This is a genomic window from Pseudogemmobacter hezensis, assembly GCF_013155295.1.
In the GTDB taxonomy this organism is placed as follows: Bacteria; Pseudomonadota; Alphaproteobacteria; order Rhodobacterales; family Rhodobacteraceae; genus Pseudogemmobacter; species Pseudogemmobacter hezensis.
Map to the genome: position 1 here is coordinate 12,769 of NZ_JABJXT010000009.1, position 24,267 is coordinate 37,035.

At 63.4% G+C, this 24,267-nt stretch carries 22 protein-coding genes, 2 tRNA genes and 1 pseudogene; 17 read left to right on the forward strand and 8 right to left on the reverse strand.

Features of this window, described 5'->3' with window-relative positions; all coding sequences use genetic code 11:
- Positions 1-17 precede the first annotated feature (17 nt).
- The 5 genes from HOY34_RS11445 (at position 18) to HOY34_RS11465 (ending at position 6,530) form a co-directional block, all read left to right on the forward strand.
- Positions 18-1,364, forward strand: coding sequence for a helix-turn-helix transcriptional regulator (locus tag HOY34_RS11445; protein WP_172362937.1), 1,347 nt, complete (start codon positions 18-20; stop codon positions 1,362-1,364).
- Positions 1,365-1,497: 133 nt separating this feature from the next.
- Entirely contained in the window at positions 1,498-1,932 is a 435-nt protein-coding gene (locus tag HOY34_RS11450; RefSeq protein ID WP_172362939.1) for a response regulator transcription factor, read from the forward strand.
- Positions 1,933-2,109: 177 nt separating this feature from the next.
- Entirely contained in the window at positions 2,110-2,646 is a 537-nt protein-coding gene (locus tag HOY34_RS21825; RefSeq protein WP_216654723.1) for a hypothetical protein, read from the forward strand.
- 6 nt (positions 2,647-2,652) lie between these two features.
- Complete coding sequence (locus tag HOY34_RS11460) at positions 2,653-5,340, forward strand: ATP-binding protein (protein WP_172362941.1); 2,688 nt, start codon at positions 2,653-2,655, stop codon at positions 5,338-5,340.
- Between the two features lie 149 nt (positions 5,341-5,489).
- The gene (locus HOY34_RS11465) at positions 5,490-6,530 is read left to right on the forward strand and encodes a FliM/FliN family flagellar motor C-terminal domain-containing protein (RefSeq protein WP_172362943.1); all 1,041 of its coding nucleotides are present in this window, start codon (positions 5,490-5,492) and stop codon (positions 6,528-6,530) included.
- A gap of 207 nt (positions 6,531-6,737) precedes the next feature.
- Here the strand turns inward: HOY34_RS11465 and HOY34_RS22595 are convergent, their stop codons facing one another.
- The 4 genes from HOY34_RS22595 to lon form a co-directional block, all read right to left on the reverse strand.
- A complete protein-coding gene (locus HOY34_RS22595; protein ID WP_216654724.1) occupies positions 6,738-6,875 on the reverse strand; it encodes a hypothetical protein in 138 nt (45 codons plus the stop codon).
- Positions 6,876-7,097: 222 nt separating this feature from the next.
- Positions 7,098-7,172, reverse strand: a tRNA-Val gene (locus HOY34_RS11475).
- A 12-nt stretch (positions 7,173-7,184) separates the two neighbouring features.
- Positions 7,185-7,646 (reverse strand): HU family DNA-binding protein, encoded by a 462-nt coding sequence (locus HOY34_RS11480; protein ID WP_172362945.1) that lies wholly within the window; start codon positions 7,644-7,646, stop codon positions 7,185-7,187.
- A 171-nt stretch (positions 7,647-7,817) separates the two neighbouring features.
- On the reverse strand, positions 7,818-10,223 hold the full coding sequence (gene lon / locus HOY34_RS11485) for an endopeptidase La (RefSeq protein WP_172362947.1): 2,406 nt from the start codon (positions 10,221-10,223) through the stop codon (positions 7,818-7,820).
- Between the two features lie 447 nt (positions 10,224-10,670).
- Between lon and HOY34_RS11490 the strand changes: the two genes are divergently transcribed.
- The 7 genes and pseudogenes from HOY34_RS11490 to HOY34_RS11520 all read left to right on the forward strand — a co-directional run bounded on the left by HOY34_RS11490 (position 10,671) and on the right by HOY34_RS11520 (position 14,781).
- Positions 10,671-10,760, forward strand: a tRNA-Ser gene (locus HOY34_RS11490).
- A 708-nt stretch (positions 10,761-11,468) separates the two neighbouring features.
- Positions 11,469-12,416, forward strand: a complete 948-nt coding sequence (locus tag HOY34_RS11495; RefSeq protein WP_172362949.1) for a DUF2059 domain-containing protein — start codon at positions 11,469-11,471, stop codon at positions 12,414-12,416.
- A gap of 11 nt (positions 12,417-12,427) precedes the next feature.
- The gene (locus HOY34_RS22430) at positions 12,428-12,610 is read left to right on the forward strand and encodes a hypothetical protein (protein ID WP_366926954.1); all 183 of its coding nucleotides are present in this window, start codon (positions 12,428-12,430) and stop codon (positions 12,608-12,610) included.
- 122 nt (positions 12,611-12,732) lie between these two features.
- Positions 12,733-13,107: pseudogene (gene rplU, locus HOY34_RS11505) on the forward strand (50S ribosomal protein L21); the annotation flags it as partial.
- Positions 13,108-13,221: 114 nt separating this feature from the next.
- A complete protein-coding gene (gene rpmA / locus HOY34_RS11510; RefSeq protein WP_172362951.1) occupies positions 13,222-13,491 on the forward strand; it encodes a 50S ribosomal protein L27 in 270 nt (89 codons plus the stop codon).
- 142 nt (positions 13,492-13,633) lie between these two features.
- Positions 13,634-14,251, forward strand: coding sequence for a GNAT family N-acetyltransferase (locus tag HOY34_RS11515; protein ID WP_172362953.1), 618 nt, complete (start codon positions 13,634-13,636; stop codon positions 14,249-14,251).
- On the forward strand, positions 14,248-14,781 hold the full coding sequence (locus tag HOY34_RS11520; protein ID WP_172362955.1) for a GNAT family N-acetyltransferase: 534 nt from the start codon (positions 14,248-14,250) through the stop codon (positions 14,779-14,781). Before HOY34_RS11515 ends, HOY34_RS11520 begins: the two co-directional genes overlap by 4 nt.
- Positions 14,782-14,948: 167 nt before the next feature.
- Here HOY34_RS11520 and HOY34_RS11525 read toward each other — a convergent pair whose 3' ends face one another.
- Positions 14,949-15,950 (reverse strand): PAS domain-containing protein, encoded by a 1,002-nt coding sequence (locus HOY34_RS11525; protein ID WP_172362957.1) that lies wholly within the window; start codon positions 15,948-15,950, stop codon positions 14,949-14,951.
- A 531-nt stretch (positions 15,951-16,481) separates the two neighbouring features.
- Between HOY34_RS11525 and HOY34_RS11530 the strand changes: the two genes are divergently transcribed.
- From HOY34_RS11530 to HOY34_RS11545, 4 genes are read left to right on the forward strand one after another with little or no spacing between them, the layout of a single operon-like run.
- On the forward strand, positions 16,482-17,375 hold the full coding sequence (locus HOY34_RS11530; RefSeq protein ID WP_172362959.1) for a YicC/YloC family endoribonuclease: 894 nt from the start codon (positions 16,482-16,484) through the stop codon (positions 17,373-17,375).
- A 17-nt stretch (positions 17,376-17,392) separates the two neighbouring features.
- Positions 17,393-18,028: a guanylate kinase gene (gene gmk, locus HOY34_RS11535; RefSeq protein ID WP_172362961.1), complete on the forward strand. Its 636-nt coding sequence runs from the start codon at positions 17,393-17,395 to the stop codon at positions 18,026-18,028.
- A complete protein-coding gene (locus tag HOY34_RS11540; RefSeq protein WP_172362963.1) occupies positions 18,025-18,573 on the forward strand; it encodes a gamma carbonic anhydrase family protein in 549 nt (182 codons plus the stop codon). Before gmk ends, HOY34_RS11540 begins: the two co-directional genes overlap by 4 nt.
- Positions 18,570-19,607 carry a sensor histidine kinase gene (locus HOY34_RS11545; protein WP_172362965.1) on the forward strand — a complete coding sequence of 346 codons (1,038 nt, stop codon included), beginning with the start codon at positions 18,570-18,572 and terminating at the stop codon, positions 19,605-19,607. The genes HOY34_RS11540 and HOY34_RS11545 overlap by 4 nt, the downstream gene beginning before the upstream one ends.
- A gap of 121 nt (positions 19,608-19,728) precedes the next feature.
- Here the strand turns inward: HOY34_RS11545 and HOY34_RS11550 are convergent, their stop codons facing one another.
- The 3 genes from HOY34_RS11550 to mazG form a co-directional block, all read right to left on the reverse strand.
- Positions 19,729-20,676 (reverse strand): nucleoside hydrolase, encoded by a 948-nt coding sequence (locus tag HOY34_RS11550; RefSeq protein ID WP_172362967.1) that lies wholly within the window; start codon positions 20,674-20,676, stop codon positions 19,729-19,731.
- A 96-nt stretch (positions 20,677-20,772) separates the two neighbouring features.
- Positions 20,773-21,921, reverse strand: a complete 1,149-nt coding sequence (locus HOY34_RS11555) for a Hint domain-containing protein (RefSeq protein ID WP_172362969.1) — start codon at positions 21,919-21,921, stop codon at positions 20,773-20,775.
- 210 nt (positions 21,922-22,131) lie between these two features.
- Entirely contained in the window at positions 22,132-22,995 is an 864-nt protein-coding gene (gene mazG, locus HOY34_RS11560) for a nucleoside triphosphate pyrophosphohydrolase (RefSeq protein WP_172362971.1), read from the reverse strand.
- Between the two features lie 88 nt (positions 22,996-23,083).
- On the opposite strand from mazG, the gene HOY34_RS11565 reads away from it, so the two are divergent.
- Positions 23,084-24,244 carry a M20 aminoacylase family protein gene (locus tag HOY34_RS11565; RefSeq protein ID WP_172362973.1) on the forward strand — a complete coding sequence of 387 codons (1,161 nt, stop codon included), beginning with the start codon at positions 23,084-23,086 and terminating at the stop codon, positions 24,242-24,244.
- Positions 24,245-24,267 lie beyond the last annotated feature (23 nt).

The following is a 24,267-nucleotide window of genomic DNA, read 5'->3' on the forward strand; positions in this document are numbered from 1 at the left end:
CGCCAACCGGAGGATCCATGTCCCGCGCCACCCTGATCGGCACGCGGCTGCGCGAGCGGCGTCTCCAGGCCGGATTGCGCCAGGGGGATGTATCCCGCGCGGCGGGGATCTCGCCCTCATATCTGAACCTGATCGAGCACAACCGCCGCAATGTCACCCCCGATGTGCTTGAGCGTCTGGCCGGGGCGCTTGGCCTGCCGCCCGGCGATTTCACCGAAGCCGAGCCTGGCGCGCTGGTCGCCGATCTGCGGGCGGCGGCGGCGGGCTTTCCCGGCTCGGGCGCGGAAACCGATCGCGCGGCCGAGCTGGCCGGGCGCTATCCCGGCTGGGCGCAGCTGATTGCCGATCTGCAGGCCCATATCGCAGGCCTGCGCCAGGGGATGGCAGCGCTGAACGACCGGCTGGGCCATGACCCGCATCTCTCGGCGGCGCTGCACGAGCTGCTCTCGGCTCTCTCGGCGGTCAGGGCGACGGCGGGGATCCTGGTCGAGACCGAGGATCTGACCCCCGACTGGCAGCGCCGCTTTCACCAGAACCTGCATCACGACAGCGAGCGGCTGGTCGGCGGGGCCGAGGCGCTGATCTCCTGGCTGGACCATTCCGGCGATGAGGCCGAAAGCGCGGCCGTCACCCCCCAGGATGAACTTGAGACCTGGGCCGCCGCGCTGAACTGGTCTTTGCCCGAAGATGAAGAAGTGGCGCTGGCGCGGCTGAAATCTGCAGGCGCAAAGGATCTGGCGCGGGCCTGGATTGCGGCCATGCGGGCCGATCTGGCGGCGATGCCCGAGGCTGAATTTAGCACGGCCTGGGCCGAAAGTGGCGATCCGGCTTTGCTGGCGGCGCGGTTCGGGGTTCCGGTCCAGGCGGTGATGCGGCGTGTGGCCCTGCGCCCCGATGTGGCGGCGGGGCTGGTGCGCTGCGATGCCTCGGGAACGCTGTTGTTTCGCAAGCCGGTCGCCGGGTTCGCGCTGCCGCGCTATGGGGCGGCGTGCCCGCTTTGGCCTTTGTTCACGGCGCTGATGCGGTCCGGGCAGCCGGTTACGGCGCGGGTGGCGATGCCGCAGCCGGGCGGCGGGCGCTTTCTGTGCCTGGCCTTTTGCGAGGCGCGTCTGCCCTGGGGCTTTGGCGGGCCAGAGCTGCGCGAGGCCACGATGCTGATCCTGCCCGATGATACGCGGCGCGTGACGCCGGATCTTGCGGCATCGGGAATGACGCCCCCCGATCTTGCGGCGGGCAGCACCTGCCGTCTTTGCCCGCGTGAGGCCTGTCCGGCGCGACGCGAACCCTCAATCCTCAGCGAGCCTGCGCAGCAGGGCGCCCTGGCCCCATCCGTCGGTTCTGGTCGCAGACAGATCACCTTTTGACAGCCAGCGACATTTTATTGAATAGTGACCGGGGGAAGAGTGCTGGTCCCGCCATTTCCCTGCGTCTGCGCAATCTGCGATTGTTCGGCCCGGGGGGAGGCCCAGGATCGGCGGGGGGAAGGGATCGGGTCAGATGGTCACGCAAGACAACCGCAGGGTGTTGCTGGTCGAGGATGAGCCCAATATCGCCGAGGCGATCCAGTTCATCCTGTCGCGGGCCGGCTGGGAGGTGATCCACCATGGCGAGGGCCGTGATGCGCCCGCCCTGGCGCGAGAGCTGCGGCCTGCCCTGGTGATCCTGGACCATATGCTGCCGGGGCTGTCCGGCCTTGAGGTGCTGGAGGCTTTGCGGGCAGACCCGCTGACGGCCCCGGTGCCGGTGCTGATGCTGACCGCCAAGGGCCTGCCGCGTGACCGTGAGGCGGCCGAGCGGGCCGGGGCGACGCGTTTCATGACCAAGCCCTTTTCAAATGCCGGGATCGTGGCCGAGGTGCGCAGCCTGACCGGGCTGGACCCGGCGCAGCCCGCGGCTGTGGCGCAGGACAGGGCTGCAGACAGTGCGGGCTGATTTCCGGATCCGGCGATTTGGGGGCAGGGCCGCGCGGCTGGCATTCGGGGTGCTTATGCAGGCCCCGGCCCTGGGCCAGCCCGTATCCACCGCGGCAGGGTTTCACGGGCGCATGCAATGTAGGGGCAGGCACCGTGGGGGCTGGCATCAGGGGCACAGCTGGTGCCAGGGTTGGCAATGAAACCGCCACGCCCGCTTTTTCTGGCCCGCATTCCCTATCGCCGCCGCCGGTTGCGCGATGCGGCGCGGCTTTTGCCGGTCTTTGGCCTGCTTGCGCTTTTGGTGCCGATGCTCTGGAGCCCGGCGGATGGCGGGCAGCGGTTGCTCTCCTCTGATGTGATCTGGTTCTTCCTGATCTGGGCGGCACTGGTGGCTTTGGCGGCGGCGCTGGCGCCTGGGCTGTCAGATCCAGACGTGCCGGGTTCAGATCTGGGGGTCTCAGACCTGGGAGGCTCAGACATGGGAGGTTCAGAGGCGGGAGACTCTGAGGCGGGGGGCTCAGAGGCGGGCGGACCGGAAACAGACGCCCCCCCCCCCCCCGGCCGCATGGGCGCAGGGCCAGAGGCCGGGTCGCCAGAGGCCGGGTCGCCAGATCCGGGGGCGCCAGATGTTGGGCAATCAGAGGTGGGGCACCCAGACCTGGGACAGCCAGACGTGGGGCGGCCCGACCCGGCCTTCAGCCGCCATCCCTCGCCCGCGCAGAACGAGGGCTAGGCGTCTATGTCATTCAATCTGCTGGTCGCCTCATGCCTCGCCTATGTGATCTTTCTCTTTACCGTGGCCTTTCTGGTCGAGCGGCGCTCGGGCTATGGCGGGGCTGACGGGCGGTTGGGCTGGCTGCGCTCGCCCTTCGTCTATACGCTGTCGCTGTCGATCTATTGCACCGCCTGGACCTTCTACGGCGCGGTCGGCTATGCGGCGCGTTCGGGGCTGGAGTTTATCACCATCTACCTGGGCCCGACGCTGGTCTTTATCGGCTGGTGGTGGATCCTGCGCAAACTGGTCTATATTGGTCGCCAACAACGCATCACCTCAATCGCCGATCTGATTTCCGCCCGCTATGGCAAGTCGAACTCGCTGGGGGTGATTGTGACCCTGATGGCGATGGTGGTGGTCACGCCCTATATCGCGCTGCAGCTGCAATCGGTGGTGCTGGCCTTCGAGATCTTTGCCCAGGCCGCCCCCGGCGAGACGCGCCCTGCCGCCGGGCAGACGGCGATCTGGGTGGCGGCGGGGCTGGCGCTGTTCACCATCCTGTTCGGCACCCGCAACCTGGACGCCAAAGAGCAGCATACCGGCATCGTCGCCGCCATCGCGGTTGAGGCGGTGGTCAAGCTGGTGGCGCTGGTGGCGGTGGGCTGTTTCGTGGTCTGGGGCCTCTCTGGCGGCGTCTTGGGGGTGATGGCGAAGATCGACGCCTCATCCCTGCATGACTGGCAGCTGCAGCCCGGGCGCTGGACGGCGATCCTGTTCCTCGCTGGGGCGGCGGTGATCTGCCTGCCGCGCATGTTCCAGGTGATCGTGGTCGAGAACTCGGACGACCGGCAGCTGGCGCGCGCCTCCTGGGCCTTCCCGGCCTATCTCTTGCTGATGAGCCTTTTCATCATCCCCATCGCCGTTCTGGGGATTGAGCGCCTGCCCGAGGGCTCAAATCCCGATATGTTCGTTCTCACCCTGCCTTTGGCCGAGGGGCAGGGCGGGCTTGCCATGCTGGCCTTCCTTGGCGGGTTTTCCTCGGCCACCTCGATGGTGATCGTCGAGGCGATTGCGCTGGCGACCATGGTCTCGAACCATATCGTGATCCCGATCTGGCTGCGGCTGCGCCGCTCTGGCGCGATCTCCGAGGATGTGCGCTCGCTGGTGCTGATCGCGCGGCGGCTGTCGATCGGCCTCGTGCTGGCTTTGGGCTTTGGCTATTACCGGGTCTCTGGCGGCGCGGGGGCGCTGGCCGAGATCGGGCTGATCTCATTTGCGGGGGTGGCGCAGTTCCTGCCCGCGATGATCGGGGGCATTTTCTGGCGCGGCGCCACGCGGACCGGGGCGCTTTGGGGCCTGCTGACGGGGTTCGGCTTCTGGGCCTATTGCCTGTTCCTGCCCTCATTCGGCGATGCGATCCTGCCTGCATCTGTGCTGCAGCACGGGCTTTGGGGCCTTTCCTGGCTGCGCCCCGAGGCGATGTTTGGCACGGAAGTGATGGACCCGCTGGTTCATGCGCTGTTCTGGTCGCTTTTGGCCAATACGACGATATTCTGTCTGGCCTCGATCCTCAGCTTCCCGGGGCCGGTCGAGCGGCTGCAAAGTGCGGCCTTTGTGAACGTCTTTGACGGCCCCGTCGGCCCGCAACGCTGGGCGCGGGGCGAGGCCGAGCCAGAGGCGCTTTTGGTGATGACGCAGCGCATCATGGGCGAGGAAGAGGCGCAAAGCCTGTTCGAGCGTGCCGCCCGCGCCCAGGGCAAGTCAGAGACCATGCTGCCCGACCCGACGCCCGCCTTCCTGGCCGCGCTGGAAGAGCGCCTGGCGGGTTCAATCGGGGCTGCGACCGCGCATGCGATGATCTCGAAACTGGTGGGGCTGGATACGGTCACGGTCGAGGATCTGATGGTGGTTGCCCGCGAATCCGCCCAGCTGATGGAGCATTCCGCCCAACTGGAAGAGCAACGCGAAGAGCTGGCCCGCTCTTCCACCGCGCTGCGCGAGGCCAATGAGAAACTGACCGCGCTTTCGGTGCAAAAGGACGCGTTCCTGTCGCAGATCAGCCATGAGCTGCGCACGCCGATGACCTCGATCCGCGCCTTTTCCGAGATCCTGACCGAGGGCGATCTGCCTGCAACCGTGGTGGCGCGATCTGGCGGCATCATCCGCGATGAGGCGGTCCGGCTGACGCGGCTGCTGGATGATCTGCTGGATCTTTCGGTGCTGGAAAGCGGCAAGGTGCAGCTTTCGGTGACGCTGGTCAGCGTGCGCGACATGATCGAACGGGCGATCATGGCCACCGAAAAGATGAAGCCAGAGCGCGATATCGAGTTCATCCGCGACCTGGTGGCCGAAAGCGTCTGGCTGCGCACCGATGCCGACCGCCTGACCCAGGTCTTTATCAATCTGATCGCAAATGCCCGGAAATACTGCGATTCCAGCCATCCGCAGATCCGCATCGCGGTGCGGGTGCGGGCAGGGCGGGTGCGCGTCGATGTCTCTGATAACGGCAAGGGCATCCCCAAGGCGCTGCAGTCGATGGTGTTTGAGAAATTCTGGCGCCTGCCGGGCGAGGCGCGGGCCTCGGGCGCGGGGTTGGGGCTGGCGATCTGCCGCGAGATCGTCACCAATCTGGGCGGCACCATAGACTACCTGCCCGGCCAGGGAGGGGCCGGCTTCCGCGTCGCCCTGCCGCTGCGGATCGAGGCTGGCTAAGCGGTTTCCTTCGGGGGAGGACGGTTTTTTCGCGCAAACCGGCAGAAAACCTGCAATCGGCCGGATCGGTTAACCTCTTGCAAACCTTGCTGTTGTCAAAGTGCCGATGAGCGACACCGCAATCGGCACAGCAACAGGAGCAATGGGCAATGAGCGAGGTTCTGCGCCGCAAACTCGCGCGGGCACAGCAGCCCGAAGAGGCGCCGCATGCGCTGGTCGATCAGGCCTGGCGGCTGGCGCTGGCGCGCGCCTTGCGTGAGGGGGCAGGGCTGGCAGCAGAGACGAATGCGCTGTCATCGCGGCAATGCGGGCTGGATGATCTGCCGGAACTGCCGCCCGAACAGGCGCTGATTGCCCTGCTTGACGGGCCAGGTGGCGCGATGGGCATGGCGGCTTTCGCGCCGGAACTGACCGCCTCGCTGATTGAGATGCAGACCATCGGCCGGGTCGGCAATGGCCCTGCGGTCACGCGGCGGCCAACGCGCACCGATGCGGCAATGGTCTCACCGATCCTTGACCGGGCGCTGGCGCGGTTTGATTTCCTGGTCAGGGATCTGCCACAGGCCAGGATCGGGCAGGGGTTCCGCTTCGCCTCTTTGCTTGAGGATTCCCGCAGTATCGGCCTCCTGCTCGATGATCTCGATTATCACCTGCAAAGCGTCACCCTGACGCTGGGCGAGGGCGGGCGCAGCGGTGAGGTTTTGCTTGCCCTGCCGCTGGGCTTTGAAACCAATGAGGCGGTGCCATTGCCCGCAGCAGCCCGCCAGCCCGACCCGACGCAGGAATTTGTGGCCGGGCTGAACCAGTCGCATTGTGAGCTGGTGGCGGTTCTGGGCCACCGCGTCCTGCCCCTGAGCGAGGTGATGCAGCTGGAGCCCGGGCAGGTTCTGACGCTGGATGATGCCGCGATCACCCGGATCAGCCTGCGCGGCATCGACGGCAAGCCTGTGGCCATGGCCAGGCTGGGGCAACAGGATGGCAATCGCGCCCTGCGCCTGAGTTTCGTGGCCGGATCCGAGGCCAATGGCCTGGCTGCCACTGAACCGCCAGCAGCTTTGGCCGAAGCGGCCTATGCGCCAGCTGATGGGAATGGTGCAGACATGGATGCGCCCTTTGCGCCTTCACAACCCCTGGCAGATGACGGCTTCGGCCCAGGCGATATCGGCCAGGACTTCCGCGCCACAGCCTGATGTGGTGATGAAACGAGGCATCTGCGTCTCGCCCATAAACAGGGATGCAACAGGCCGATCTGTTTTGTAAGCGGCTGGTCTTACCCGGCTGCCGATGCGGCGGGGCTTTGCCACCGCCGTCGGCCAGTTCAGGCGGATCGAAACCGACCGGCAGGCAAAGGCTGCCGCGTCAAGATCTCAGAAAACTGTCCAGGGATCGGCAGCAGGTCAGTGCGAAAGGGCAATCTGAGCCGGTGCCGGCGGATAATGCGCCGGGCTGGCTGCGCTGTTCGCCGGAGCCGCCTGCCGCTCGGCTTGTGCGATCTGGTGTTGAAGCGGCGCCACCGCGCCCGGCAGCATCTTCATGGCGGTCCTGCGATCCGGCCCGAGCGCTGCCCTAAGTTCGGACTTACCTACGATTGTCCGCAGGTCTTTCGGCACCACAAGCCGGGTAAAGAATCTGCCATCACAGTTCGAAGGTATCGTTGTGCGCCAGCCATGCCAGACCTGCCTGGAACACGGTTTGTAATGTCGGAATAGAAAAGGCCCAGAAAAACAAGGGGTTTCCTCGTATTTCTGGGCCAATAATGGTGGGCGATAACGGATTTGAACCGCTGACATCTTCGATGTGAACGAAGCGCTCTACCGCTGAGCTAATCGCCCGATAGGGGGCTTTTAGCTATCCTCCCCGTCATCCGCAAGAGCCTCTTTTCTGCCGTCCGATTTCTTTTGTCCGGCATTGCGGATTTTCACCGTCAGCACCTGGCTGCCAGCTTTATCCAGCGATTTCACCACTTTGGCGCGGCCAAACCCCGGCAGATTGATCTCTTCGCCCGCCAGCAGGGCGGCACCCAGCACCGCCAGAACTGCCTCACTTACTTCGCGCTGCAGCTTTTTCGGGGCGTCGCTTTGCTCTGAGACCCGTGCAACCAGCTCTTTGAGCTTCAGGCCCGGCGTTCTGACTTTGGCTGCAGCCTCAGCCTCAGCCGCAGCGGCAGGGGCCGTTTTGGCAGCAGGTTTTGCTGCTGGCGCCTTCGCTTTAGCCTTTGCCGCCGTCGCCGCCGGTGTTGCTTTCGCACTCGCAGCTTTGGGGGCTGCGGTTGCCCTGGGTTTTGCCGAAGTTTTGCTCGCTGGCATGACCACTGTCCTGCAATGTTTCTGTTGCCCTGATTCTAGCGGGCAATACATCCGTTTTCCATGAGAATACGCGGATGGGCCAAAACAATACGGCGCGGAAGATCTCTCTTCCGCGCCGTATCGATGTTCGGTTCTGAGGGATCTCTGCCGCGGGCGGCAGAGATATCTGTCTTAATGCGCGACCTGAGCGCGCTCGGCGGCGGCGGCAGAGCGGGCTGCTGCTGCAGCCTCTTCGGCGGCCTCGTCCCAATCCACCGGCTCGGGCTGGCGGGTCAGGGCGCGGGCGAGCACCTCACGCACATGGGTGACCGGCACGATTTCCAGGCCCTCTTTCACATTGGCCGGGATCTCGGCGAGATCTTTCTCGTTCTCTTCGGGGATGAACACCGTGCGGATGCCACCACGAAGCGCTGCGAGCAGTTTCTCTTTCAGCCCGCCGATCGGCATCGCATTGCCACGCAAGGAAACCTCGCCCGTCATTGCGATATCCTTGCGAACCGGAATTCCGGTCAGCGCCGATACAATCGCCGTCACCATCGCCAGACCTGCCGAGGGGCCATCTTTCGGCGTCGCCCCATCCGGCACGTGGACGTGGATGTCTACGGTGTCGAATTTCGGCGGCTTGATGCCGAGCTGCGGGCTGATCGAGCGCACATAGCTGGACGCCGCGTCGATGGATTCCTTCATCACATCGCCCAGTTTCCCGGTCGTCTTCATCCGCCCCTTGCCGGGCAGTTTCAGCGCCTCGATGTGCAGAAGATCACCGCCGACCGAGGTCCAGGCCAGGCCCGTCACCACGCCGACCTGATCCTCTTTCTCGGCCAGACCATAGCGATAGCGCTGCACGCCCAGATATTCCTCGGCCTTGGCCGGGGTCACCTCGACGGATTTCGTGACCCCTTTCAGGATCTCGGTCACCGCCTTGCGGGCGAGCTTGGCGATCTCACGTTCCAGGTTCCGGACGCCTGCCTCACGTGTGTAATAGCGGATCACGTGGTTCAGCGTCTCGTCCGAGACCGAGAATTCGCCTTTCTTCAGACCATTCGCCTTGATCTGCTTGGGCAGCAGATACTGGCGTGCGATCTCGCGTTTCTCGTCCTCAGTATAGCCCGAAAGCGGGATGATCTCCATCCGGTCCAAAAGCGGGCCCGGCATGTTGTAGCTGTTCGCCGTGGTGATGAACATCACGTTCGAGAGGTCATATTCGACCTCAAGATAGTGATCGACGAAGGTGCCGTTTTGTTCCGGATCCAGCACCTCAAGCAGCGCCGATGCCGGATCGCCCCGGAAGTCCTGGCCCATCTTGTCGATTTCATCGAGCAGAATCAGCGGGTTGGTGGTCTTCGCCTTTTTCAGCGCCTGGATGATCTTGCCCGGCATAGAGCCGATATAGGTCCGGCGGTGGCCGCGGATCTCGCTCTCATCACGCACACCGCCCAGCGAGATGCGGATGAATTCGCGCCCGGTGGCTTTGGCGACCGACCGGCCCAGCGAGGTTTTACCCACGCCCGGAGGGCCGACCAGCGACAGGATCGGGCCTTTCAGCTTGGTCGCCCGCGCCTGCACGGCGAGATATTCGACGATCCGCTCTTTGACCTTTTCCAGCCCGAAGTGATCGGCATCCAGCACTTTTTGCGCTGCCGGCAGATCCTTCTTGGTGCGCGATTTCACGCCCCATGGCACGCCCAGCAGCCAGTCAAGATAGTTGCGAACAACCGTCGCCTCGGCCGACATCGGAGACATCGACTTCAGCTTCTTGACCTCGGCATCGGCCTTTTCCTTTGCCTCTTTGGACAGCTGGGTCTTTGCGATCCGTGCTTCCAGCTCGGCAATCTCGTTCTGGCCGTCCTCGCCGTCGCCGAGTTCCTTCTGAATGGCCTTCATCTGCTCATTCAGATAGTATTCGCGCTGCGTCTTCTCCATCTGGGTTTTGACGCGGGTCTTGATCTTCTTCTCGACCTGCAGGACCGAAAGCTCGCCCTGCATCTGGCCGTAGACCTTTTCAAGCCGCTCAGAGATCACCAGGGTTTCCAGCAGATCCTGCTTTTGCGCGACATCAATCCCCAGATGTCCGGCCACCAGGTCAGCCAGACGTGCAGGCTCACGCGTGTCAGAGACCGCGGCCATTGCCTCTTCGGGGATGTTCTTCTTGATCTTGGCGTAGCGCTCAAACTCTTCGCCAACCGCCCGCAGCAGCGCCTCGACGGTGTCATTGTCGCCGGCGCTTTCCTCAAGCGCCTCGACACTGGCCTCGAAATAGGCGGGGTTGTCGATGAAATCGGTGATTTTCACCCGTGACTTGCCCTCGACCAGCACTTTCACGGTGCCATCGGGCAGCTTCAGCAGTTGCAGCACATTGGCAAGCACGCCGGTGCGATAGATCCCCTCGGGCGAGGGGTCATCAACGGTGGGGTCAATCTGGCTGGACAGGAGGATCTGGCGATCATCCTGCATCACCTCTTCCAGCGCCCGCACCGATTTTTCCCGGCCCACGAAAAGCGGCACGATCATATGGGGAAAAACCACGATGTCGCGGAGCGGCAGGACGGGGTAAGTGGAGGTTTTCATATCGCTCATCATTCATCCTTTAACTTCGGCAGACAGTGCGGTCCCGGATATCGGCAACCATCGCTGTCTCCATCGGATTGCCTGTTAATCTGTGTTGACCACGGGCCGAATTCAAGTGACCCACTGCCGCAAGTGCCGACAAGGCAGAATAGCGTCCGCAAACAGGCCTGCAAGCAGAAAGGTAGCCCGATTCCCCGTCTGATCTCCCCGCCTGATCATGGCGGATTCGGGTGCGGCTTTGGGGGCAGGGGGCTGTCACATGCCAATCGCCTGGAATCTGAGGGCAAACAGCTGGGTCGCTGGCTGTTCTGAGAGAGGGCTTTTCGGGCAGTTTTAAAGCGGTTGCAGTGCGAAATCACAAAGGCGGGACAAGAGGTAAGAAAAAGGTAACAAACGGGCTTGCGCTTCCCGAGCGGCCCGGCTAAACCCCGCCGCATAGACGACCCCCAAAAGCGCGGAGAGGTGCCGGAGTGGTCGATCGGGGCGGTCTCGAAAACCGTTGTAGGTTTGCGCCTACCGTGGGTTCGAATCCCACCCTCTCCGCCAATACACCCCTACAGCGTTGATTTTGCTCAGACCCCTTGTTCTATAAGGGTTTCCGCTACAAAGTTTGCTACAAACAGGGTCGCGAGGATGAAGCATTTACAGCACGTCCGGGGGAAGTGGGTCGTCCGCGTCACCGTTCCCGAGAAGTTGCGCGAGGTAGTCGGTAAGCGCGAGCTGGTTGATTATGAGCTGCCGTCAGACGCGAGTACGCGAGGGTAAGGCTGTTGCGGTCATCACCAGCTTCTATGCGAGGCCTCGCTGAGGCACGCGAGATCCTGGCCTCGCGCTGTCCGACCCGCTCTATAGCAGTAAAGACTCATGGTCGGGAATCTCTGGAAGCTGACGATAAAGGTCGTGCGGTCCGCGATAGCACGACGACCGGCTTCATGACTTACGCGCGGTCTGTCTGTGCGAACAAACTCCGGCGTCTTGTGGTCGATTGCATATAGAAAGACGAGACTGAGGCTTTTATCGGGCAGGGGGGCTGCGCTGTATGGGGGCGTAGCACAAGCCCGTTTGGCTGGCGTCTGACTTCTGTAAGAATGCCGGCGGGTGTTGGGGGCATCTTGCTGGCATCCGGGGATGTGGTCTGCGATCCGGGCGCTCTTTCTGGCCGCGATAGCTGGAAATGGGGGGCGAATGCCGTTAGGCTGAATGCGGATTGACCGACAGGAAGGCCGCAGGATGCGCGAAATATCGAATGCCTGCATGCGTTTACCCGCCGCGCTGCACAGTGGCTGCGATAGCTTGCAGGCCAGATCAGCAGCTGCGCGGGCAGGCGTGCGCCGTGGTGGTTGCGGGCTTTTGGCGCGGCTTTGCCTTGGCCTTTTCCTCGCGTCTTCTGCCCCTCTCGTCTTTGTGACCCCGGTTGCCGCGCAGGGGGTGACCCAGGCCGCGACCGTGGATGACCTGAAGGCAAGCCTTGGAATTCCGGCGCTTTTTAAGGTGCTGGCCCGTGAGGGACAGGATTATGGCGCCTCGCTTGATGACGGGATGCTGGGCGGGCGCGGGGGGGCGGGCTGGCGTCAGACCGTCATGCGGATTTACGAGCCGTCCCGCCTGGAGGCGCGGTTCTCGCAGGTGTTCCAGGAGGCGATTGGCAACCAGCCGGGGGTGATCGCCGAGGCGAATGCTTTTTTCAATACGCCCCTCGGCCAGCGCGTCGTCACCCGCGAGCGTGAAACGCGTGAGACCCTGCTGGATCCGGATGCGAAAGAGGCAGCCGAGGTCGAGGCCGGAAAGCTGCGTGACGCCCGCAGCCCGCGTCTGCGCCAGATCCGCCGTCTGATCGAGGCCGCCGATCTGATTGAGGGCAATGTCGCCTCGGGGCTGACCGGCGCTGCGGCCTTCAACGAGGCGCTCAGCGCGACGCTGCCAGAGGCCCAACGCCTGCCAGAGATTGACCGTATGGCCCAGATCTGGCGCCAGGAGGGCGAAATTCGCGCCAGTACCGGCCTGTGGCTGCTTAGCTTCATGACGCTGGCCTATGCGCCGCTGACAGATGAAGAGTTGCAGGCCTGGGTGGATTTCTCGGCCAGCGACAGTGGCAGGGCGCTGAACCAGGCGCTGTTCACCGCCTATAGCGAGACCTTTCGCGAGGTGATGGCAGAGCTTGGCCATGAGGTGGGGCTGGCCGCTCTGGGCAAGCAAATCTGAAGCGGGCCGATCTGAGGCGGGCCGATCTGAGGCGGGCAAATCTGAAGCGCGCCGCGATAAACCGACGAAATCTGCGGAAATCACGTGGATTTGCGCCTTTTGCCCCGGTACGGTGGCTTGACCCTGGGCTATATTGCGGTCTATCAGCAGCGATCTTTCCCAGGATGCGAATCCCAGGGGCGGATTATTTTTGATAACCATCCGGTAACGGATGCGCTGTCCATAGGCGGGGAAACCCGGAAACACCTGATCCATCTGCCACTCTGGCACGGGGCGACAGGGGCCGCAGGACGCGGGCATGAGAGGAAGACAAACGATGACCTTTGCGGTCCTGAAAACAGGCGGCAAGCAATACAAAGTGCAGGCGGGTGACGTTCTGCGCGTGGAAAAGCTTGATGCCGTCGCTGGTGAAAAAATCCAGTTCAACGAAATTCTGATGGTGGACAGCACCGTTGGCGCACCTCTGGTGGCTGGCGCTGCGGTTCAGGCCGAAGTGATCGACCAGATCAAAGGCGAGAAAACCATCCACTTCGTCAAGCGTCGCCGTAAGCACTCTTCGCAGCGCACCAAAGGCCACCGTCAGCACCTGACGCTGGTTCGCGTGACCGAGGTTCTGGCTGCAGGCGCCGACAAGTCGGGCGTCAAAGCTGCAACCGGCACCGCCGATGCACGCCGCACCGCCCATGAAGCCCCCGGCGCTGCAAAGCCCGCCAAAGCCGCGAAGGCCAAGGCTGAGGCTGCACCGGAAGCTGCCGAGAAACCGAAGCGCGCCCGCAAGGCCGCTGCTGCAGAGGAGTAATCCCCCATGGCAACGAAAAAGGCAGGCGGTTCGTCCCGCAACGGCCGCGACTCGGCTGGTCGTCGTCTTGGTGTAAAGCTCTATGGCGGCCAGGCTGTCATTCCGGGCAATATCATCGTGCGTCAGCGCGGCACCACCTTCTTCCCGGGTGAGGGCGTCGGCATGGGCCGCGACCACACCATCTATGCGGTCACTGAAGGCGCGGTCAAATTCCGCAAGGGCCTTAAGGGTCGCACTTTTATTTCGGTCCTCCCGGTTGCGGAGGCGGCCGAGTAAGCCGAACCTTTACATTTCATGTGTATCGGAGGGATCGGCTGAAAAGCCGGTCCCTTTTCTTATTTCTGCCATGCAATCACCCTGGCAGGGATGGGAAAAGGGGGAAACGATACCCACATGCGCTTCAGGCAGGAGGGAAGCCATGGAATTTGAGACAGGTCACATCCCGGGAACGATCCCGGGGGCGCATGTGGCAACCAGCAGCATTGACCCGGCCACGGCAGGCAATGTTCAGATCGCGGCGGGGCGTTTTGTGCTGCGCGCGGTGCGGCCATCGGATGCCGGGCTGATCGCGCATTATGCCGGCGACCGGCGGGTGGCCGAGGCCACGCAGAACATCCCGCATCCCTTTCCGCCAGGCGCGGCCGAGGCCTATGTCAACCGGGCGATGAACCATGACCGGCCGGGCTCGGTCTGGGTGATGGACGGATCCGCGCATGGGCTGTCGGAATTGCTGGGCGTGATCAGCCTGAAACCGATGGAGGTGAAGGCGGGCCGCTCTGGCCAGTCTGAGATCGCCTATTGGGTGGCCCCGGCCTTCTGGAATACCGGCATCGCATCCGAGGCGGTCAGGGCGCTGATCGCGGCCAATCCGCTTGACGATTGCACCTATTTTGCCGAAGTCTTTCAGGACAATCCGGGTTCTGCACGGGTTCTGACCAATGCGGGTTTCGCCTATCTGGGCGACGCCGAGGCCTTCTCGGTCGCCCGCAATGCGATGGTGCCGACCTGGACCTATATTCGCAAAATGGTGAAATGATGCCTGATCTCCGCGATGCCCGCCCCGAAGATGCCGCGGGCATTGCAGAGATCTACAATCATGCCGTGATCCATACGACTGCGATCTGGAATGACAGCGTGGTCGATGCCGACAATCGGCGGGCCTGGATCGCCAGTCGCCAGGCGGATGGCTTTCCGGTTCTGGTGGCGATCATTGCCGGCCAGGTCGCGGGCTATGCCAGCTATGGCAGCTGGCGTGCCTTTGCGGGCTATCGGCTGACGGTTGAGAACTCGGTCTATGTTGCCGAGGCGTTTCGCGGCCAGGGAATTGCGGCGCATCTGATGCAGGCGCTGATCGCCCGCGCGCGTGGGCAGGGGCTGCATATGATGATCGCCGCGATCGAGGCCAACAACCAGGCCTCGCAGCATCTGCATCGCAAATTCGGCTATCAGGACGGGCCGCTGATGCGTGAGGTCGGGCAGAAGTTCGGCCGCTGGCTGGATCTGCAGTTCATGACGTTGCGTCTTGATCAGCGCAGCAGCCCGAATGAGGATCCGGCCCCGCTTTGATCTCTCTGCGGGTGCTCAGCGCGAAGGGCCGCGCCCCGGTAGCGCCCCCCCGGTAGCGCCCCGGTAGCGGCTGTGGAACAGGCATTGCACGGTATATAACGCATCCCCTTGCCGCGCGTCTTCTCTGCCAGCCTTGCCACATCTGCGAGAGGGTATCTGCGACAGGGTCAGTCTGAAGAATGGACCAGCCGCAGATGTGGCCGGGCCGATTTCTCTGCTGTGCCTGGCTCTGCTGTGCCTGGCTCTGTGGGGGCGCCATCCAAGGACGCAGCATCCCCGCTTGCCTGGGTATGAGCCTGTGGCTGCGTATGAGCCGGGGTATGAGGCTGGGGCTGGGGGTGGGGCCGGGTATGGGAATGCTCGCTAACGTTTTGCCTGGCGTCAGCTGGTGCCGGGGCTGACCGGACGGCGAACTCTTCCCTGTGCGGCGCAGAGGTTGGCCGCGCTGGATCACCTGCCTGAGCCCCCCCCGGTTGATCTTCTGCCGACTGAAGCCCAGCCGATTGAAATCCCGGTGTTTTCAGCGGTCTGGAGGGGCGAATAAACGGGCCGGTCTGGGTCGCCGATGTGGCGAAATCGGGCAGATCGACCGGGCGCGTCGCAGGGCCAGAGGCTGCAGCAATGCGCTGCCCCAGCCGCTCTTCGATCACGCTGACCACCTGGAAGCGGCGCGGCGTGCGGCCGACCTCTCCCAAAGTCGACAGGCAGCCCAGAACCGCAGGCACACCGCGATCAGGGGGCGACAGGGGCAAAAGCAAAAGCCGCGCATAAAGGCTTTGGCGGGCGATACTGCCCTCGGCGCTCAGCTCCATTGTGACCAGCGATTTGTGGTTGCAGACCCGCTCAATCGTTTCTGCAAGCGCTGCACGCGCCTCGGGCAGGAAAAGCGCCGAGAGTGGCAGGCCCTGCATATCCACCCCCGCAGGGGCCGAAACGCGGCGTCCGGCGATCCGCAGCCGCAAGAGGCCCTTGCCGACCCGCTCGGCGAGAAAAACATCTTCCAGGGCCGGTAAAAGGCCACGCGGATCCAGGGCTGCGGGACCGGGAAGCTCGCCGCCGGGGCCGATCAGCCCTTCCCAATAGCCGCGAACGCGCTGCAGGCTCATGAAACGCGCCTCTTCCGACGCAGAACGCCGCGCCAGTCCCAGGTTGAGAAAGTCCTGTGCCATACCTGCCTCCTGCACTATGCCGGGCTTCTCCCGGGCTCATTGTGCTTGGTAACGCCCCCGCGCCCAAGGCCTCGTATGACTGATTTTTAACCAGTCACTCTTTAATCTTCGCCCGGTTTTCACATCGGGCATTCCGTCACAGGGCGTCTTTCGCCCTCAGTCCCTTAAGGGCTTATGCACCCTGTTCCGCAAGGGCATCCCCCACTCCCGTTAGGCTCTGTTTCCAGCGCCCCCGGCTCTTACACTCTGGCCGATCATCGGCCTGCTTTTTGCCCCGGCGATCACAGGCTGTCCAGCGGGCCAGCTGCGATAATCCGGAAACGGCGGTTTCGGCCTGTTTCCGAAACGGCCAAAATTCACCTTGTTTTCGTCGGAACAGATGCGCCGTTAAGGGCAAATCAGTTACAGGATCATATTAGACGGAAACAGCCGGGTTTGCATGGAAATCTTTTAAAATGGTAAAGATCATGGATGGATGCGTGAAGGGATGACCGGCCGGGCCGAAGGGGGCAGGCGGATGGGGGTTTTTGCATGACGATTTCAATGACGGGATTTGCAGCGGCGCGGGGCCAGGCGGCGGGATTTGGCTGGTCCTGGGATCTGCGCTCGGTCAATGGCAAGGGGCTGGATCTGCGCCTCAGGGTGCCCGACTGGATCGATGGGCTTGAGGCGCAGCTGCGCACGGCGCTGCAAAAGGCGCTTGGGCGCGGCAATGTCAGCCTCTCGCTGCGGCTGTCGCGTGATGAGGTGGCGGCAGTTGGGCCGCGCCTGAATGAGGCCGCGCTGCAGGCGGCGCTGTCGCTGGCGGCCGAGGTTGAGGATCGGGCGGCGGCGCGTGGTCTTGGGCTTGCGCCGATGACGGCGGCCGATGTGCTGGGGATGCGCGGCATCCTGGAAACTGCGGGCAGCGATGAGGATACCGCGCCGCTGGCCCAGGCAATTCTGGCCGATCTGCCGGGGCTGCTGGCCGATTTCAACGCCTCTCGTGCGGCTGAGGGTCAGGCTTTGCAGGCGGTGATCCAGGGGCAGCTGGCCAGTATCACCACGCTTGTTGCGCAGGCGCAGGCCGCAGCTGAAGCCCGCCGCCCAAAGGCGCGTGAGGCTTTGCGCGAGGCGCTGGCGCGGCTGGGGCAGAACCCGGACGGCTATGATGAGACCCGCATCGCGCAGGAACTGGCGCTGCTTGCGGTCAAGGCTGATGTCACCGAAGAGATCGACCGCCTGCGCGCCCATATCGCGGCGGCGACGGCCCTGCTGGCCGATACCGCGCCCGTGGGCCGCAAATTTGACTTTCTGATGCAGGAATTTCTGCGCGAGGCGAATACGCTTTTGTCAAAGTCGCAGGACCGCGAACTGACCCGGATCGGGCTTGACCTGAAAACCGTGATCGACCAGATGCGCGAGCAGGTGCAGAATGTGGAATAAGAAACGGGGGTGCTGATATGGCACGGCGCGGACTTTTGCTGATCCTTTCCTCGCCCTCGGGCGCGGGGAAATCGACCATGGCGCGGCGGCTGATGGAGTGGGATCCGTCGCTGAAATTCTCGGTCTCGGCCACCACGCGCAAGGCGCGGCCGGGCGAGGAACATGGCGTCCATTACTGGTTCCACGATCATGACGGCTTTCGCACCCTGGTCGATCAGGGGGGGATGCTGGAACATGCCGAGGTCTTCGGCAATTACTATGGCAGCCCGCGTGCCCCCGTTGACGAGGCGATGGCTTTGGGGCGTGACACGCTTTTCGACGTTGACTGGCAGGGCGGCCAGCAGATCCGCAACTCGGCTTTGGGGCGCGATGCGGTTTCGGTCTTTATCCTGCCGCCCTCGATTGCCGAACTTGATCGCCGCCTGCGCGGGCGGGGCCAGGACAGCGATGAGGTGATCGCCGGCCGCATGGCCAAAAGCCGCGATGAGATCAGCCATTGGGCGGAATATGATTATGTTCTGGTCAATGACGATGCCGATGCCTGCTTTGACCGTTTGCAGGCCATCATCACCGCCGAGCGCCTGAAGCGTGAACGCCAGCCCGATCTGGCCAGTTTCGTGCGCGGCCTGAACGAGGAGTTTGCGACGCGATGATCTGGGAACTTGACGGGATCAGCCCCGAAATCGACGGTGATGCCTGGGTTGCGCCCTCGGCCGATCTGATTGGCCGGGTGCGCCTGGCGCCCGGTGCCAGCATCTGGTTCGGCGCGGTGCTGCGCGGCGACAATGAGCTGATTGATGTGGGGGCGGGCTCGAACATTCAGGAAAATTCGGTGCTGCATACCGATATGGGCTTTCCGCTGGTGATCGGCGCGAATTGCACCATCGGCCATAAGGCGATGCTGCATGGCTGCGTGATCGGCGAGGGTTCGCTGATCGGGATGGGGGCCACGGTGCTGAACGGCGCGAAGATCGGCAAGGGCTGCCTGATCGGCGCGGGTTCGCTGATCACCGAGGGCAAGGAGATCCCCGATTACAGCCTGGTGATGGGCAGCCCCGGCAAGGTGGTGCGGCAGCTGGATGAGGCGGCGCAGGCGCGGCTGATCGCCTCGGCCGAAAGCTATATGGCCAATGCGCGGCGCTTTCGGGCCGGGCTGAAACCTGCGGATGGGCCAAAATCTGTGGATGGGCAGGGATGAGCGACGGGGCAGAGGGCAGCAGCCTGATCGCAGAGTTTCTTGACGGGATGCCGCTGGCGGCCTTCACGCTTGATCCGCGCGATATCGTGACGGCGGCCAATGTTCCGGCGCTGGCGGTCCTGGGGGAAAGGGCGCGGGGCCGCAACCTGGCGCTGTCTTTGCGCGGGCCAGAGCTTTTGGAGGCGGTCGCTGCGGTGCGTCATAACGGGGCGCAGCAGCGCATTTTGCTGCGGCTGCCCGATGAGGCGCAGTTTCGTGTCAAGGTCTCGAACCTGCCCGGTGCCACGCCGCCCCTGGTGCTTTGCGTGATGCAGGATGTCACCTCTGAGGCGCAGAATGAGGCGATCCGCCGCGAATTCGTGGCCAATGTCAGCCATGAGCTGCGCACGCCGCTGACCGCGATGATGGGCTTCATCGAGACGCTGCAGACGGCGGCGAAAGACGATCCGGCGGCGCGGACGCGCTTTCTCGACATCATGTCGCGTGAGGCGGGGCGGATGAACCGGCTGGTGCGCGATCTGCTGCAGCTAAGCCGGGTTGAGGCCGAAGAGCGCGTGCGCCCGCGTGAAAGCGTTGATCTGCCAGGCATTTTGCGCGCGGCTGCGGCCTCGGTCCGTCAGATCGCCGAGGAACATGGCTCGCCGATTGTGATCACCGGGATCGAGGGGCGGGTGATGGTGCCGGGCGATCCCGATCAGCTGACGCAGGTTTTCCTGAATCTGATGGAAAATGCGGTGAAATACGGTGCAAAGGGCAAGCCGGTCACCGTCACGCTAAGCCGGGAAACCACCTCACGCGGTGAGGCGATCCGCGTCGATGTTGCCGATCAGGGCGACGGGATCGACCAGATCCATCTGCCGCGCCTGACCGAGCGGTTTTACCGCGTCGACACCCATCGCTCGCGGGCCGAAGGGGGCACCGGGCTGGGGCTGGCGATCGTCAAACATATCATCAACCGCCATCGCGGCTGGCTGCGGATCGACAGCGAAAAGGGCAGGGGTTCGGTGTTTTCCGTAATCCTGCCAGAGAGTTAAGCCATATGGTCAGGGCACCGGAGACCCGGTGCCCGTCATTTTCCGGTGCCCGTCATTTTCTGGTGTCTGTCATTTTTTCTGGCTTGCCTGGTATGCTTTGCCTGCGTCGGGGTGCCGGCTGTTACTTCAGCCGCGCAATCCGTTCGGTCAGCAGCGCATAAAAGGCGTCGCGGTCGAGCGAGCCGATGAACAGCGCATTTGGTTCGCGTTTGGTCACCCCCCACCAGTCGGCGACCGTCATGCCCAGCGTCAGCTCGGACCCGGTTTCGATCTCGACATTGATATGGCGGCCCTGGAACAGGTCAGGGCGCAGCATCCAGGCGATCACGCAGGGGTCATGCAGGGGCGCACCCTCGCTGCCATATTTCTGGGTATCAAAGCGCTCGAAAAAGTCGGTCCAGGAGGCGACGGCCTCGCCCGCATGGGTGCCAAGCGCCCGCAGCCCGTCGATCCAGGCGCGCGAGGTCAGCGCCTTATGCGTCACATCAAGCGGCAGCACGACCAGATCCGCGCCCGAGCGGAACACGATATCGGCGGCCTCGGGGTCGACATAGATGTTGAACTCGGCCGCCGGGGTGACGTTGCCTACCTCGAAATACGCGCCGCCCATCAGCACGATGCGCTTGACGCGGGCGATGATATCGGGGGCACGGTTGAAGGCGGTGGCGATATTGGTCAGCGGCCCAAGGGTGCAAAGCGTGACCGTGCCCGGCTCTTCACGTCGTAGGGTTTCAATAATGAAATCAACGGCATGGGTGGTCTCGGCACGCAGCACCGGGTCGCCCAGATCAATCCCGTCCAGCCCGGTTGCGCCATGAACCTCTTCGGCGGTAACGCCCTCGCGTTTCAGGGGGCGGTCGCAGCCCGCGAAAACCGGCACATCGGTGCGGCCAGAGATGCCGGTGATCAGCAGCGCATTGCGCAGGGTCAGGGCCAGCGGCACATTGCCCGCAACGACGGTGATCCCCAGCACGTCCAGCTCTTCCGGGCTGGCCAGCGCCAGCAGGATCGCCACCGCATCATCCTGGCCGGGATCGGTGTCGATGATGATCTTCTGCTTTGCCGCCATGATAGTGCCATTCCCGTGCTAGCGCTTTTGCGCGATTGTTGCAGCCGGGCCGCCTCTGCGCAAGGGCGCAGAGGCGGGGGAGGGCGGCAGACGGGCTCAGGACGCCAGTGCGACGAGACCCTCTTGCGCCATGTCGTGGCGCTGGCCGTGCTGCTTTGCAAGCGCTTTGGCCATTTTGCCGCTGGCGATGGGCGCGGCGGGCAACAGGCGGCTGTCTGGCGCCTCGGTCAGGGTAAAGTAGTCGGGCACCAGCTGCTCCAGCTCGTGACGTGCCGCGTCTGACAGCGATTTTATCGCTTCGGGGCCTGGCAGCAGGGTTTCGGCAGGGGCGCCTTCGGCAAAGACGATCTCATGGCGCTCGCACAGGAAATGCACATAGGTGACATCTTTTTGCGCCTCGCAGCGCGTGATGCCTGGCCTGCCGACCAGGTGACAGGCGGGCACCAGCACCTCGTCACTGTCGCACAGCTCTCTGACACCGGGCCAGGACACCAGAACGCGGTGTTGTTGCGAAACCATCAGCTCTCGGGTCGGCATGCCGTGGCCAAGCGCACCCGGCGCGATGCGGATCGGGCGCAGCCGCTCATCCGCGATCTGGCGTGCCAGGCTGATCCGCTGCGTATTGTGCCACAGCACGCGCGCAATCCCGTCACGGGTCATGACCTCATCGCCGGGGCTGAGCTGCTCTGCCGGACGTTCGCCCTGGGGGGTGGCGATCATCGTGCCGGCGCGAAAACAGATCGGCGGCCCGCTAACAAGGTCATCGTAACGGACCGTGCCTGAGTAATGCCCGTACAGGTACTCGATCTCATCGCCCGGCGATACATGGACCGTGGTTGCATGGTACAGAGGGCCGATCGGGTTATATCCCGGTACAGGACGCCCGTCTTCCCAGGCTTTTCCAGGGATATCGGTGTTGTAGATACGTATCAGATAGACGTAACCAGTCTCGCCTGTGGTTTTGTTTACAATATCGTATCTCATAATCGACTGGACGACTTTTCGTGTCAGCCCACGGTCGTCAATATCAGCGGCCAGGACCTGCTGCGAAGTGTCATAGGTTTCATTGTTACTCGGCAGCCCATTACTTGGGGCCCCGCTCTCGTCGTCGAAAACCGGATCGTCATCAAGCACCTGCATCGTGCGTATTGCAGATGAGGCCGAAACTGTAAATTCGCCTGAACCTGTCTGCTGATCGGTGCGGCCGATATCGTGGTTCGAATACACGTTAAAACTGTAAATCATTACTTATCTCCGTGGCAGTCGTCGATTTGCCCGCGTGCCAGAAAAAAGGAAATCACAGCCAGAGAAAATCAGGCTGGTCAAAGCAGTTTCAGGCGCCACCAGGGCATATTCATGCAGAATTTACAGCATGAACTGGGCGCAAATCAGGAAACATTCTGGCTATTTTGACACATTGTCGGAGATTTATTAACGATTGCTATGATTGCAGGGTCACAGTTTTGCCTGCTTTTCTTCGGCCTTGGCGCGGTTCCACAGTGCGTCCATCTCAGCCAGATCCGATTGCGCGGGGGCGCGGCCCTCTGCGGCCAGCCAATCCTCGATCCGGTTGAAGCGGCGGGTGAACTTCTGGTTCGCGGCCCGCAGCGCCGCCTCGGGATCAACCTTCAGATGTCGCGCCAGATTGGCCATGACAAAGAAAAGATCACCCATTTCCTCGGCCAGCTCGACCTCGGTCAGGCGGTCGCGGGCCTCGACGACCTCGGCGGCCTCTTCGGTGATCTTGTCCAGAACCTGGGCTGCATCAGGCCAGTCAAACCCCACCCTTGCGGCGCGGTTTTGCAATTTCACCGCCCGGCTGAGCGCGGGCAGCGCCATGGCCACCCCGTCCAGCACCCGGGCCGGGCCGCGTTCGGCGGCTTTCAGCGTCTCCCAGTCCAGGGATTGCTGCGCGACCGATTTGTCGCGGCTTTCATCGCCAAAGACATGCGGGTGGCGTGAGACCATCTTGTCCGAGATCGCCGCGATCACATCAGGCAGCGCAAAACGCCCGGCCTCTTCGGCGATGCGCGCATGGAACACCACCTGCAACAGCAGATCCCCCAGTTCCGAGCGCAGCTCGTCCCAGGCCTCGCGCTCGATGGCATCGACCACCTCATGCGCCTCTTCCAGCGTATACTGCGCGATCGAGGCCGAGGTCTGCTCAATATCCCAGGGGCAGCCGGTTTTGGGATCGCGCAGCGCCGCCATGATGGCCACCAGCCGCGAAAGCCCGGTCTCGGCCGCAGTTTCCGCCTCAGCCGTATCAGCGGCTGTTTTGTCGCTGTCTGTATCGGGGCGGGTATGGGATAGGGTCATTGCGCACCTCTGCTGAGATAGGCCACATATTGCGGCAGATGAATCGCCCGGGGGGTCCGGGCCAGACCATATCAGGGATGATCAGCCTATGCCCGTTCTGAACCGTATCGCCTCTTACGCCGGGGAAATGAAGGGCTGGCGTCACCATCTTCACGCCAATCCCGAGCTGGAGTTTGACTGCCACAAGACCGCGGCCTTCATCGTGGAACGGCTGCGCGAATTCGGCGTCGATGAGATCCATGAGGGGATTGCTACCTCGGGCGTGGTGGCGATCATTGACGGGCGTGGTCCGGGGCTGGTGATTGGCCTGCGCGCCGATATGGACGCGCTGCCGATCACCGAGATCACCGGCGCCGAACATGCAAGCCAGGTGCCGGGCCGCATGCATGCCTGTGGCCATGACGGCCATGTGACGATGCTGCTGGGCGCGGCGAAATACCTGACCGAGACCCGCAATTTCACCGGCAGCGTGGCGCTGATCTTCCAGCCCGCCGAGGAAGAGGGCGGCGGCGGCGAGGTCATGGTGCGCGAGGGCATCATGGACCGCTTCAACATCGCCCGCGTCTTTGGCATCCATAATGCGCCGAACCTGCCGCTGGGCCATTTCCAGACCACGCCAGGGCCGATCATGGCCTCGGTCGATACGGCCTATGTCACGGTCACGGGGCTTGGCGGTCACGCCGCGACGCCGCATGAATGCGTCGATCCGGTGGTGGCGATTGTGGCTATGGTGCAGGCGCTGCAGACCATCATCCCGCGCAATGTCTATGCGCTGGATGAGGCGATCCTGTCGGTCACGATGATCCACACCGGCTCGGCCTCGAATATCATCCCCGAGGATGGCACCTTTGCCGCGACCATCCGCGCCTTCCGCCCCGATGTGCGCGAGCTGCTGAAAAAGCGCTTCCATGAGATTGTCGAGGGCACGGCGGCGGCCTTTGGCGTCAAGGCTGCGATCACCTATGAATGGGGCTATCCGGCGACCATCAATGACGAGAAGGAAACCGGATTTGCCGCAGCTGTGGCGCGGGAAATCTCGGGCGATCAGGCGGTGAATGACACCTCAAACCGTGAGATGGGGTCCGAGGATTTCTCTTACATGCTTGAGGCGCGGCCGGGGTCTTACCTCTTCCTTGGCATCGGGCCGGGGGCGGGGCTGCACCATGCCGCCTATGACTTCAACGATGAGGCCGCGCCCTATGGGGCAAGCTTCCTCGCCCGTCTGGTCGAGCGCGCGCAGCCGCTGTAAGCGGAACAGAAATGTCAGGAAAG